Genomic DNA, 12,533 nt, shown 5'->3' with positions numbered 1-12,533 from the left:
GGCCGGGAACATGATCGCCGCGACATCGCGAGCAGCGCGGAGCCCGGACGGCGGCCGCACGCTGCTCCCGTACGAGGAGAGGAACTGCATGATGGCGGGACGCCGGGACGTTCTGCGGTGGGGAGCCGGGGCTGCGGTGTGCGCGGCGGGCACCCTGGCCGGCGGCCTGACCGGCGGGAACGGTGCCGCAGCGGCTGCCGTCACGCCCTCGCTGCGCCGGCCGGGCCGGGTCGCCGGCGGAGCACCGACGGAGGCGGTGGCCTGGCAGCAGCTGCGCCGCAGCCTCAGCCCGGCCGCCGGTCTGTACCAGCCGCGCAGTGACGGCTTCGGCCTGCTGGCGGCGCCGGACAACCTGCGGTACGCCCATGTGCTGCCGGCCGGCATCGTGGCCTGCGCGACGGCGGGCGACGTACGGGCGGCGGTCCGCTGGGCAGCGGAGCACGGCGTACCGCTCGCGCCGCGCTCGGGCGGCCGTCGCCGCCAACCTGCGTCTCGTGCACCTCCTGCAGGCTCTCGCCACGGGCACGGACTGCACTCCGGCGCAGCCGGCGATCGCCTGGATGCCGGCCGCGCCGGACACCGTCATCCCCTCCCGGCATGCGCCACCGCGCCCATCTTGCGGAGAATCCCGGGGAGTTGGCCTTTCGCCTCGCCCCCGGCCGGCTGGACGCGATCGGCGAGACGGTCCCCGAACTCCCGCGCGCCCGCGCACCCGACCTGTCCCGCCTGGAGCAGTGGCGTGGTGGCCGACAGGTACGGTTTGGCCATGGATCTTTCCCCCAGCGCTACCGATGAGAACTCCCCGCAGTCGGCGGTCATCAAGGCCACCGCACGCCAACTGCTGGTGAAAATGGGCGCCTCAGGACTGTCGCTGGACGCCGTTGCCGAGGCCGGCGGTCTTGCCGTCGGCGAAGTGGCGGGCGTCTTCCCGCACCGGGACGACCTGCTGACCGCACTGATCACCGACGCCTACAACGACTCCGCCGCCGCGATGGAGCAGGCCGAACGGGCCGCCGGCGCCGCCGGTGCGACGGCCGGCGCGCGGCTCCTCGCGGTGACCCGCGCACTGCGGCAGTGGTCCTTCGACCACCCCGCCGAGTTCACGCTGATCTACGGCTCCCCCGTCCCGGGCTACCACGCCCCGCAGGACACCGTCCCGGCCGCCTCGCGCACCCCCGCCGTGCTGGCCGGCATCGTACGTTCGGCGCTCGCGGCCGGCGAACTCACCCCGCCGCGGCGGACGGTGCCGGGGCCGCCCCTGCTCCGGCCGGAGGCCGTGGAGCTCTTCGGCGGTGTGCCCGGGGCCCCGTTCTCGGACCTCATCGAGCGCGGCATCGTGCTGTGGAGCAATCTGATCGGGCTGCTGGTGTTCCAGGTCTTCAGCCGTACCCACGACAGCGTGCGGGACGAGGCCGCGTACTTCGACTTCGCCATCGCCGTGGCGGCCGAGGGCATCGGCCTGACGGTGCCCCTGGAGGAGAACAGGACCACCGGCTAGCCCCTCTGCCCGCGTGCCCGGCCCTTCGCCGTCCCGGACATCACCGGGTACCGGAAGTCTGCATACCGGCCGCGGCATCCATCGGGATGCGCGGCCGGTGACGGGACACCGCCACGCCGGCCAGGCACAGCACCCCGCCGAGCAGGGTCAGCCAGGCGGGGACCTCGCCCAGGAGGGCCCAGCTCAGCAGGACGACGATGGCCGGGACGGCGTAGGTCGTCGCGCCCAGCTTCCCGGCCGGCATGCGTGCCAGGGCGTAGGTCCACGTGGTGAAGGCGAGGGCGGTCGGCACCACACCCAGGTAGACCATGTTGAGCGTCGCCGACACCGGCGCCCTCGGCAGCTCCGCTACCAGCTGCCCCGTGAACGGCAGGCAGGCCACGGTTCCGGTCAGGCAGCTGTAGGCGGTGATCTGCAGGGGCGTCCCGAAGGACAGCGCGGGCTTCTGCGCGATGACGCCGCTCGCGTAGGCCACTGCCGCGAGCAGGCACAGCACGACGCCGAGCACCGAGGTCGAGCCGTCGCCGCCGGACGACATGGACAGGCCGACGACCACCGCCCCGACGAACGAGACGGCCATGCCGGCCAGGAGCCGTGGCGGCAGCGCCTCGCCGAGCAGCCGGGCCGCGAGCAGGGCCATGAGGATGGGCCCGGTGTTCACGAGCAGCGCCGCCGTACCCGCGTCGACCAGCCGTTCGCCCCAGTTCAGCGCGACCGTGTAGCCGCCGAACCAGACCACCCCGGAGACCAGGATTCCGCGCCGGGCGCCGCGCGGCGGCAGGCCTTGGCGGCGGATCACGAGCAGGGCGGCGAGCACCAGCGAGGCGGCCAGCAGCCTGCCGAGGGCCAGGGCGCCGGGCGAGTAGGCGTCACCCGCGCTGCGGATGGACACGAAGGCCGACGCCCAGGCGAACACGGTGAAGGAGACGGCGCCGACCGTGAGGACGCCGGGCGGAATCGAGTGCAGGCGGAACGTCATGGGCACCACCTTACGAGCTCAACACTTCGGCGTCCACCGAAATATTGTTTCGGACGCTCGGGCTCAGCTCCAGGCCTCGGCGCCGATCCCCAGCAGGTCACCGAAGGCCCGTTCGCCGGCCTCGGTCACCTCCAGCCCCCGCCCGCCGGCCGCCGGCCGCACCACCCACTCCTCGCCGAGCGCCCGCGCGCACAGCCGCGCCCCGGCCAGGCCCCCCAGGTGGCGACGCCGCTCGGTCCAGTCCAGGCAGGAGCTGGCGAGCGGCCTGCGCCCCTCGTGGACGAGGCTGACCCCCGCCCCGGCACACCACTCGCGTCCGGCCTCCGTCAGCTCGAAGACCCCGTCGGTGCGGAGCAGCCCGCGCCGCTCCATGGCGTCCGTCACGGCCATCCCGAGCCGCCCCGCGAAATGGTCGTAACAGGTCCGGGCGCGGGCCAGCGGGTCGGGCGCAGCCACCACGGGCACCGCATGCGCCGCGTCCCGGTCGGGGACCGCGTACGAGGCCAGCTCGTCGACGAGGCGGGCCGTCGCGGCGTCGGCGATCCGCACGTAGCTGTGGCGGCCCTGCCGCTCGGTGACGCAGAGCCCCGCATCCAGCAGGCGCGTCAGATGGCCGCTCACGGTCGACGGCGCGACCGCGGTGATCCTGGCCAGCTCACCCGCCGTCCAGGCACGCCCCTCGAGCAGCGTCATGCAGATGGCGGCCCGGGTTTCATCGGCCAGGGCTGCGGCGAAGGCGGCGAGGCGCGCTGCGGGGGCGACGCCGTCGGCCGGCGTCTCGGGATGCAAGGCGTTCATGCTTCCAGGATGCCTCAAGAGTTCGGTGGGAAGCGAACGATCAGGCCGAGGCAGCAGCCGACTGACGGCGGGCCGGACGCTTCGACTAGGGTCGGCGGGACAGCGCACGACGATCAACCATCGACCACGAGGAGCAGCCGTGAGCCGGCCGGCGTCCACCGTTCTGCAGCAGGAGATCGCCCGGGAACTCCAGGTGTCGGAGACCTTCGACGCACACCGGGAGATCGAGCGCCGGGTGGCCTTCCTGGCGGACCGGCTCACCTCCACCGGCCTGCGCTCCCTGGTGCTCGGGATCAGCGGCGGCGTGGACTCCACCACGACCGGACGGCTCTGCCAGCTCGCCGTGGAGCGGGCCCGGGAGAGCGGCCACGAGGCGACGTTCTACGCGATGCGGCTGCCGTACGGAGTCCAGGCCGACGAGCAGGACGCGCAGCTCGCGCTCGGCTTCATCAAGGCGGACCGGGTCCTGACGGTGGACGTCAAGCCCGCCAGCGACGCCGCGCTGGAGGCCGCCCTCGCCGGTGGCACCGTCTTCCGGGACGCCCACCACCAGGACTTCGTGCAGGGCAACATCAAGGCCCGCCAGCGCATGATCGCCCAGTACGCGGTGGCCGGCGCCCACGACGGCCTGGTCGTCGGCACCGACCACGCTGCGGAGGCCGTCTCCGGCTTCTTCACCAAGTTCGGCGACGGGGCGGCCGACCTGGTCCCCCTGACCGGCCTGACCAAGCGCCGGGTACGCGCCGTGGCAGACGCCCTGGGTGCCCCTGCGGCGCTCGTCTGGAAGACCCCGACGGCAGACCTGGAGACGCTGGACCCGGGCAAGGCCGACGAGGACGCCCTCGGTGTCACGTACGACGACATCGACGACTTCCTCGAGGGCAAGCCCGTCGACGAGCGCGCCTTCGACACGATCGTCCGCCGCTACCGCCAGACCGACCACAAGCGCCAGCTGCCGATCGCCCCGTAAGGCCGCGACGGGTCGGGCGTCGGCCCGCAGCAGGCCGGGTCGCCCTCGTACCGGCCGGCGGAGCCGGCTGCCCGCCGCCCGCCCGGCGAATCGCGACGGGCGGGCGGCGCTCCTACGCTTGATGGAGCCGCTCGGGGGTTCGGGGAATTCTTCCGTCGAGCCTGGGCAGAGGTGACCGGTCATGGGCAGGTGTCGTTCGTTGCGCGGGCGCCGGGTCCGGCCGGCGGGTGTGCCCGCCGCCGTGGCGCTGCGCAACACGAACACCGTCCTCCTCGGGATGCTGGTCGAGAAGGTCAGCGGGCAGAACCTCGACGTCTATCTCCGGGATCACGTGTTCGCGCCGCTGAAACTGAACGACACCTCGCTCCCCGGCGACGGCGCCATGCCCGACCCGCATGCCCACGGGTACACCGATTTCACCCCGGAGGGCACCGTCGCCGACGCCACCGACTGGAACCCCAGCTGGGCCTGGGCCGCCGGCGCCGTGATCTCCGATCTCGAAGACCTGCACACCTGGGCCCCGGCGCTCGCGGACGGCCGGCTGCTGACCAAGAAGACGCAGGCCGAACGGCTCCGGACGCTCCCGACCGGGATCGTCCCCGGCGCCTCGTACGGCCTCGGCATCCTCGACTTCAACGGCTGGCTCGGTCACAACGGGGAGCTGCCCGGCTACGAGACCATCGCCGCCCAGCTCCCCGCCGAGAAGGCCACCCTGGTCGTGCTCGTCAACAGCGACATCGACCACCAGGGCAAGAACCTGTCCGGCCTGATCGGGAACGCGGTCACCTCCATCGTGACCCCCGGTCACCTCTGGCCCGCCCCGGTGGGCACCGCGCAGAAGTAGTCCCCCGGCCCGGCACCGCGACCTGAGCGTGTGCCACGGCCGGCGGGCCGTCGTCCGCCCGTTACGGGACCTCGCGCGGGGAGCGGGCGAGTGCCCGTGTGACCATGTCCCCTCGGCACATCTGCACCTCATGGGGGGACCATGCGCACCCGTACCACCACCGTCTCGACCGGCGTCGCCGCGGCACTCGCGGCACTGCTCGTCCTGACCGGCTGTACCTCGCCCGGTGGGAGCCCGAAGGAGAAGCCGGGCAGCGCGGTCGCGACCGCTCCTGCCCCCGTGGCGCCGGGCAGCGGCTCCGGGTACGAGGGGCCCCGCCCCCAGGACCAGAACCTCCTCGCCTGGACCGGTGACCCCAACGACGCGGGGCACGTCACCGCCCAGTCCGCCGCCGGGGTCGGCGGGCGCGTCACCCTGGTACGGATCGTGCTGCGCGAGCAGATCACCTGGTCCAACATCTGGCTGGGGCTGGCCGGCGTCGACCCCAACGCCCAGCTCTCCCAGTGCTACCTCGGCGTCTACGACGCCACCGGCGCCCTGCGGGCGTCCACCGCGGACATCTCGCCGCAGCTGATGACCGACGCGATCGCCAAGCCGCTGCCGCTCGCCAAGCCGTTCACCGCCGCACCCGGGACGTACTTCGTCGCCCTCCTCCTCAACGGCAACTGGGCCACCAACGCCCTCACCCTCAAGGCCACGGGCGCCGGGATCTCGGTCAACGCGGGCCTGACCCCGCCGAACCTCCGCTACAGCACGCTCCTGACCGGCCAGACCTCCCTCCCGGCCACCCTGAACCTCGCCGAGCAGTCCACCAGCACGATCAACACCGGCTGGGCCAGCCAGTGGTACGGAGTTTCCTGAACCGGGTCAGGACCTCCGCCCGGCCGCCGCGGAGCGGGTCTGCCGGCAATCGGGCATGGCGCCCGAACCGTCTGAAGCATCCCTCTCCGCAAGACCGGGGGCTCTTTCAGGCGGCGGGTGAGCCGCTCGGCCCGCGCCGCAGCGGGTGCGGGCTACGTCCGGATGGGGGAAGCTGGGACGGGTGCAGCACCGACGGCGGACGGATGACCCGAGGAGGTCCCGTGGACGTTTCTGGAGACGGCGGACTCGCTCGTGCATCCCGAGCCGGGGTGCGGAGCGTGCGGACGGCCACCCTGCTGTGCGCGGCTGCGGCCCTCGTGGTGGGTGCCGTACCCGCCTCCGCGCAGACCCGGGCCGCTCCGGAACCGGATCCCGAACCGGTCGTGGTCGTGGACTGCTCCTCCGAGGCCCAGGTGCGCCCCGAGGAGTACCTGCTGGCCTGCGGCGACGGGAACAACCGCCTCGTCCGGCTCAGCTGGGACACCTGGGGGCCGCGGAAGGCGACGGCCACCGGCACCGACATGGTGAACGACTGCAACCCCTACTGCGCGGCCGGCCGTTTCCGCGCCTACCCGGTCACGGTGACCCTGAGCAAGCCGGAGCCCTGGCCCGGGCACCCCGACGTCCAGCGCTTCACGACCATCCGGCTCTTCTACCCCGACCACGCACCGTCCCCGGCCCCCAAGGACGTCACGTACAAGCTCGTGTACTGAGGGACGCTTCACCCGCCGAGGCGGGCGCTGATCAGGTAGTCGGCCTCCTCTGATCACCTCGATCGCCTACCGCCACTCGATCGAGGGCTCGCTGACCGGCCTGCCGGATCCGGTCCGTCAACAGGCCCGGGTCTCGGCCGAGCTCGCCAGGCACGTGGCGGCCGCCACGCACGACCCCTCCCTCGCGAAGGCGGCCGACGCCGCGTTCATCCACGCCATGCACGTCGGCGCCCTGTGGACGGCGGGATTCGCGCTGATCGGCGCAGTGGTCCTGGTCCTCGGCTTCCGCCCGGCCCGCCGCACACCCCCGCCCGCCCCGGCCCGCCCGGCGCCGCTCGCGACGAGTACGACGAGCACGACGACATCCTGACGCGCGCAGCCCCAACAGCCGCAGCCGCCCCGGAACCTGCCGGCTCCGGGGCGGCTGCGTGGAGGCGAGCCGGGGCGGCTCGGTCAGCTCTTCTTGATCTTGTCGATGCAGAGCACGAACTGCTTGCCCGAGCTGCGCCGGGAGCCCCTCATCTGCTCCTGGTAGCCGATGTCCGACTTGCCCTGGCACTGGTTCGTGTCGAGCGTGTCGGGGATCACCTGGACCACCTTGAACTCGGCATTGGCGCCGCCGCACTTCACCACCTGCAGGTCAGGGGTCACCGTGTTCCCCTTGTTCGTCAGGCAGTCCCCGACCTTCGCCTTGTCCGCGTCGTCGCGGCTCGCGAAGTAGCCGACCGCGATCATGATGACGACGACCACACCGGCGATGATCTTGAGGATCTTCATGATCCCCATGCCGCCGCGCCGGGCGGGCGGCGTCGGCGGAGCCGCGAACTGCTGCGGGTGCGGGTACTGCTGGGGTGCCGCCGCGCCGTAAGGGGGCTGGGCCTGCTGCTGCGGATATCCGTATCCCGGCTGGGGCGGGTACCCCTGCGGCTGCTGTCCGTTCGGGACAGGCTGGCCGTACGGGCCGGGGCCCTGCTGAGGCGGATAGGTCATGTGGGAATCCCCCGTGGGCGTGTGCATCGTGCGTGTTTGACGTGCGCACGCTATATCAACCTGCCGTCACGAGCCGCATTGCGTCCACGGCAACGCGGTGTCAGGAACCCGCCGCGCGGAAAGCCGTGGCACGGACGCCGTTGCCGCACAGCGCGAACTCGCCGCCGTCGTCCGGCGCCAGCTGGTACCTGCCTCCCGCGACACCCACCACGATCGACGGTGCGACGGTGGGATCGGCGCCGGAGTCACAGTAGCCGTCCGCCTCACCGAGTACCGGTGTGAAGGTGAGCCGCGTCGCGGCCTGGCCTCCGGCCGCCAGCTGCACGGGCCGCGCCTTCCCCTGAGGGGCGACCTGAAGGGGCCTGTTCTTGTCCGGCGAGCCTTGGCCCGCGAGAGCCACGGTGGGGAAGCCGTTCAGTACGCACGGCTTCGAACCCTGGTTGGTCACGGTGATCAGCACATGGGTGGAATCGGTCCGCTGCGCGCTGTCCGCAACGATCTGGCTGCTCGTGCACGGGGCCGCCGGGGCCCGTCGCAGGGCGTCCCCGGCTGCCGCCGCGCCGGTACCGGCGCCTGCCAAGAGACCTCCGGCCAGGGCGCCCGCCACGAGCAGTACGGACGAGACCTTGATCGCGCCACTTGTCGTTGCGCATTTCATGGGTTGTCCTCCACGCTTCCACGGCACGGCCCACAGCTCGGGCCCGGCTCCTTCCAGCGTCCCACCCCCCTGCGCCCTCGGCACGGCACGCGCCCTGTCGCCCCCGACCGACACGCCGGGGCGTACGTCTGCTGGTGCTCGCCCCCGTGATGGCCGGCGCATTCATCGCCGCCCCTGCCTCCCTCGCATGGGGGCGCTGCGGCGGCCGTCCCCGCTGCCACTTGCTCCATCTCCGGTGTCTTCCCCAACGGCACGGTGCACCTGTCCGGCAGCGGCTTCACACCGGGGCCCGGGTTCCTGTCCTCGCCGACCGCGGCGGGCGGGTCCCTCACGATCGGTGCCGACGGCGGGTTCCAGAAGATGAACCTGGAAAACGCCCAGTACACCGTCTCGCAGGGCAACGAGCACACGGAGTGCAGCGGCTTCAAGGGCAGTCAGGGGTGACCAGGGGCGACTGGATGCGCTCCCCGTCACGCCCCGGCGTGCAGATGGGCCGCCCACAGGAGCGGAGCGCTTCTGCGGTCGTGGCCGGGCGGCAGGTCGTCTCCGTCCCGTAGTCCTCGTACGGCATCATGCAGTGCACTGGCGGCCCGGTCCGGGTCGACGGCGGTCGCGTCGGTCCTCAGGCCGTCGTAGAAGGCCCGGGCGATACGGACGGCGGTCTGGTCGTCGATCTCCCACAGGGTGCCGATGACGTGGGGGAATCCGGCGAGTTGGAACGCCGAGGCCAGGTGGATGGCCTCGTCCAGCAGGTCGACGGTGTCGATGGCCGCGGTACGGCAGGCGGAGAGGTAGGCCAGCCGGACGTGGTCGAGGTCGACGGAGGCCAGGCTCCTGACGGTGAGCGGGTCGTCCTCGTGGTCGTGGAGCAGCAGCCGGCTCTGGGAGGGGTCGGCGGGATCGCTGCTTCCGTGGCAGGCGAAGTGGGCGATCGCGCAGTCGGGCAGGCGCTGCAGTACCCGGGCTTTCGTCGGGGTGGTGGCCGGTTCCGGGTCTGCCAGTCCTCCGCCTCGGTCCGGCTCTGTGAGGACGACGGGAGCGGGAAAGCGGGCTTCCAGCATGGCGGCTTCGGCGGCGACGAACCGCAGTCGGCCCTGCCCGGGCAGTCCGGGCGTGGTCGGCATGGCGACGACCAGCGCCCGGCCGGCCGCGGTGGGGTCGTGTCCCTCCCGTCGGCTGCGTTCGCGGGCGTAGCGCAGCGCGCGCACGGTAGGGGTGTACGAGGAGACGACCCGGTCCATCACGGTGCGCCGGTGCGGGTCGTCCGGCGCGTCGGTGTGGTGGCCGGCGGCGTGGAGCGGCAGGAGTCCGAGCAGTCCGCCCGGGGCCCACCACACGCGTGGCAGAGCGTCACTTGCCCGTTCGGCCACGGGAGGGGGACCTTCGTGTCCCAGGGCGTCCAGTACGGGGCCGGCGGCGGCGTTCCAGAGCCATTCCAGGACGTCGACAAGCACGGACTGAGCCTCTTCCCGCTCCTTCCGGTCCGCTCCGGCCAACGCCGTGTGCTGTGCCTGCCGGAAGGCGTTGACCCGATCGATCACCGTGGTGTATTCGAGCTGGGGCAAAGGGCAACTGGTGATGCTCTCGGCCGTGAGCAGCAGTGCGTCGCTGCGGTGGCTGCTGACGTTGAACACCACGATCGGCCCGTGGGACGCCTGGGCCCTGAGTTCGTCGACGGTGGGCGGGAGTCCGAAGGAGGCGAAGCCCTCCAGGGTACGGATCTCGGCCAGAACTGCGCTGAACTCCTGCGCAAGGCGGTGCCTGTTCTGCACGGCGAGCTCCTGGCGCAGCAGGTGTGGCACCCCGTCGCCTTCGCTGTCGGTGGCGATCTGCACATCTGCCGACTGGTCCATCCGATCGCGCAACTCGGCGAACCTCTGCGCCAGTTCGGGGTCTGTCCCACGGAGGTCGGTCAGATCGCTGCGGGTCTCCAGTGCCTGGCCCAGCAGTACCGCGCGGCCCACCTCCAACAGCCCCAGGGCACGCTCCGCCCGTCCGTCCGCGGTCCCGCCCGGAGCCGCGAGCACGAGCGCGGCGGCCGTGGCGGCCATGCCTGCCGTATGGCCGATGACATGCTGCTGGTCCTGGCGCTCCAGCCGGCGCGGGGCCAGCCGGGGCATCAGGCGCACCGCCGCGTCCGCCGTGTCGGCCGCTCGCTGGGCATCACCGGACTGCGCCAGCAGTCGTGCCGCGGACAGCCCTGCATCGACCCGGAGGGACACGGTCGCCGATGCCGTTGCCGACGCCGCCGACCAGGCGGCCACCGCCGCGTCCCGGTCCGCCGCATCTCCGTCCTGCTGAAACCGGGTCAGCAGCGTTTCTCCGAGGTTGTTCAGGTATACGGCGCGCTCGGGGTGGTCTGCGGGGGCGGTCCGCACCGCCTGCCGGCTCGCGTCGACCGCAGCGTCGAGGTCCGACCGGGCGCCGGTCCGGCCGAAGCGGGTCCTGAGCGCGGGGCCGAGGTTGGACAGGTACCGCGCCCGGTGGGGGTGATCTGCGGGGAGGGCCTCCACCGCCTCCCGAAGGCGGACGACGGCGGCGTCCAGGTCCGCGACGGCGCCGCTCCGTGCGAAGCGGACCTGCAGTGCTCCCCCGAGGTTCGACAGGAACATCGCGCGGTGGCGATGACTCGCAGGTGCCGCGTCCACCGCCCGGCGGCCCATCTCGATGGCGGCGTCCAGGTCCGCGACGTCGCGGGTCCGCGCGAACCTGGCCCGCAGCATGTTCCCGAGGTTGGACAGGTACCGTACGCGCTCGGGATGGTCGGCGGGCACGGCTTCGACCGCCTCCCGAAGCCGGTCGATCGCGGCGTTCAGGTCCGCGAGCGCGCCGATCCGCTCGAACCGGACCCGTAGTGCTCCCCCGAGGTTCGAGAGGAACATCGCGCGGTCCGGATGCCCGGCTGCCGCGGCCTCCACCGCCTGCAACCCCACCTCGATGGCGGCGTCCGCGTCTGCGACGACACCGACCCTCGCGAACCGGTCCTGCAGCGAGATCCCGAGGTTGGACAGGATCATCAGGCGATGGCGGTGGCCGGCAGGCAGCGCGTCCAGTGCCTCCCGTCCTGCTTTGATGGCGGCTTCCAGGTCCCCGATGGCGCCGGTCCGCTCGTAACGGAGCCTCAGCGCGTTGCCGAGGTTGCACAGCGCCACGGCCCGTGGCTCGCGACCGTCGACGCCCGCCGCCTCGACCGACCGCCACCCCGCTTCGATGGCGGCCGCCAGGTCCCCGATGTCGCCTGCCTGCTCGAACCTGGCCCGCAGCACGTTCCCGAGGCCGGACAGGACATCGGCGCGGTCGGGATGGTCGGGGGGCATCACGTGCACCGCTTCCCGGTGCAGGGCGACGGCACCGTCCAGATCCGCGACCGCTCCGGCTCGGACGAACCGGGCATGCAGCAGGTTTCCGAGCCCGGCCAGCATCGTCGTGCGGTAGAGGAGGCCATCCGAAGTCTCCGGCAACGCCTCCCGGAGCAGGGCGATGGCGCTCTCGAGATCCGCGACCGCTCCGGCCCGTTCGTACCGGACGCGCAATGCGTCCGCGAGGTTGAAGAGGTACATGGCGCGGCTGCGTTCCTCGGAGACCGACGACAGCGCCTCCCGGAACCGGTCGATCGCGGCGTCCAGGTCTGCAGGGGGACCACCCCGTCGGGCCACGAGCCGCAGCGCGTTCCCCAGGGCGGTCAGGTGGAGGGCACGATGAGGATGTCCGACGGGGACGGCCTCTACGATGCGCCGCCACAGCAGCACCAGGCCGGAGAGCCGTGCCTGGTCGTCCGACTTCCATGCGTCCGACAGCAGGGGCAGTGCGTACCCTGCCGCGTTCTCCGCGAGGAGGGGCAGCAGCGGCTCGGGCAGATCACCGACACCGGCCAGGAAACACGCCGTGAACGCCGTCACGGCATCGCGCAGGTCGGGTTGGTCCTGGTCTGCCGATGCGGGTACGGCCTGGTGGCGGAACCAGTAGAACCAGCCGAGCAGATGGTAGGCGGGCAGGCTCTCCTCGCCGTCCAGCAGCTCCGCAAGCTGCTGCGCTTCGTGGAGAGCGCCGGCTTCCAACACCGGTGCCAGGTCACGGGATTCCACAACCCGCTGCAGACGCAGCTCCATTGCGGCCCGTCGCAGGGCGCGCTCAGGACCCCCCGGATCGCTCATGCGGGGTGATGCTAGTCCCACGATCCGTGGAGCGGCGGGTAGTTCCTCGGATACGCTCCGCGACAGCG

General features: G+C 72.5%; 13 protein-coding genes. 7 read left to right on the top strand and 6 right to left on the bottom strand.

Translation table 11 applies throughout. The features are described from left to right. Positions 1-582: 582 nt before the first annotated feature. Positions 583-768 (bottom strand): hypothetical protein, encoded by a 186-nt coding sequence (locus IF09_RS0115960; RefSeq protein WP_030296153.1) that lies wholly within the window; start codon positions 766-768, stop codon positions 583-585. Between IF09_RS0115960 and IF09_RS0115955 the strand changes: the two genes are divergently transcribed. Beyond that, on the top strand, positions 767-1,498 hold the full coding sequence (locus tag IF09_RS0115955; protein ID WP_037634910.1) for a TetR-like C-terminal domain-containing protein: 732 nt from the start codon (positions 767-769) through the stop codon (positions 1,496-1,498). The genes IF09_RS0115960 and IF09_RS0115955 overlap by 2 nt on opposite strands. Positions 1,499-1,538: 40 nt before the next feature. Here IF09_RS0115955 and IF09_RS0115950 read toward each other — a convergent pair whose 3' ends face one another. Together IF09_RS0115950 and IF09_RS0115945 are read right to left on the bottom strand one after the other, a co-directional pair. Further along, entirely contained in the window at positions 1,539-2,477 is a 939-nt protein-coding gene (locus IF09_RS0115950) for a DMT family transporter (RefSeq protein ID WP_037634909.1), read from the bottom strand. Positions 2,478-2,540: 63 nt separating this feature from the next. Continuing rightward, entirely contained in the window at positions 2,541-3,275 is a 735-nt protein-coding gene (locus IF09_RS0115945) for an ArsR/SmtB family transcription factor (protein WP_030296148.1), read from the bottom strand. A gap of 139 nt (positions 3,276-3,414) precedes the next feature. Between IF09_RS0115945 and nadE the strand changes: the two genes are divergently transcribed. The 5 genes from nadE to IF09_RS0115920 all read left to right on the top strand — a co-directional run bounded on the left by nadE (position 3,415) and on the right by IF09_RS0115920 (position 7,033). Then, complete coding sequence (nadE, locus tag IF09_RS0115940) at positions 3,415-4,245, top strand: ammonia-dependent NAD(+) synthetase (protein WP_030296146.1); 831 nt, start codon at positions 3,415-3,417, stop codon at positions 4,243-4,245. Positions 4,246-4,426: 181 nt separating this feature from the next. Continuing rightward, the gene (locus tag IF09_RS0115935; protein WP_078613276.1) at positions 4,427-5,089 is read left to right on the top strand and encodes a serine hydrolase domain-containing protein; all 663 of its coding nucleotides are present in this window, start codon (positions 4,427-4,429) and stop codon (positions 5,087-5,089) included. A 141-nt stretch (positions 5,090-5,230) separates the two neighbouring features. Continuing rightward, complete coding sequence (locus tag IF09_RS0115930; protein ID WP_030296143.1) at positions 5,231-5,950, top strand: hypothetical protein; 720 nt, start codon at positions 5,231-5,233, stop codon at positions 5,948-5,950. Positions 5,951-6,228: 278 nt separating this feature from the next. Continuing rightward, positions 6,229-6,663, top strand: coding sequence for a hypothetical protein (locus IF09_RS0115925; RefSeq protein WP_324606848.1), 435 nt, complete (start codon positions 6,229-6,231; stop codon positions 6,661-6,663). Between the two features lie 154 nt (positions 6,664-6,817). Next, on the top strand, positions 6,818-7,033 hold the full coding sequence (locus tag IF09_RS0115920; RefSeq protein ID WP_030296139.1) for a hypothetical protein: 216 nt from the start codon (positions 6,818-6,820) through the stop codon (positions 7,031-7,033). Between the two features lie 83 nt (positions 7,034-7,116). Here IF09_RS0115920 and IF09_RS0115915 read toward each other — a convergent pair whose 3' ends face one another. Further along, positions 7,117-7,653, bottom strand: coding sequence for an LppU/SCO3897 family protein (locus IF09_RS0115915; RefSeq protein WP_051832506.1), 537 nt, complete (start codon positions 7,651-7,653; stop codon positions 7,117-7,119). Positions 7,654-7,753: 100 nt separating this feature from the next. After that, on the bottom strand, positions 7,754-8,311 hold the full coding sequence (locus tag IF09_RS43035) for a DUF4232 domain-containing protein (RefSeq protein WP_030296135.1): 558 nt from the start codon (positions 8,309-8,311) through the stop codon (positions 7,754-7,756). A 255-nt stretch (positions 8,312-8,566) separates the two neighbouring features. Here IF09_RS43035 and IF09_RS0115905 point away from each other — a divergent pair, with 255 nt between their 5' ends. Then, on the top strand, positions 8,567-8,755 hold the full coding sequence (locus IF09_RS0115905) for a hypothetical protein (RefSeq protein ID WP_030296133.1): 189 nt from the start codon (positions 8,567-8,569) through the stop codon (positions 8,753-8,755). 26 nt (positions 8,756-8,781) lie between these two features. Here IF09_RS0115905 and IF09_RS0115900 read toward each other — a convergent pair whose 3' ends face one another. Then, positions 8,782-12,465 (bottom strand): CHAT domain-containing protein, encoded by a 3,684-nt coding sequence (locus IF09_RS0115900; protein ID WP_158709986.1) that lies wholly within the window; start codon positions 12,463-12,465, stop codon positions 8,782-8,784. Positions 12,466-12,533 lie beyond the last annotated feature (68 nt).

The organism is Streptomyces katrae (genome assembly GCF_000717655.1).
In the GTDB taxonomy this organism is placed as follows: Bacteria; Actinomycetota; Actinomycetes; order Streptomycetales; family Streptomycetaceae; genus Streptomyces; species Streptomyces katrae_B.
The sequence above is the reverse complement of the archived record's forward strand: the minus strand, read 5'-3'. Positions and strand labels throughout refer to the sequence as shown.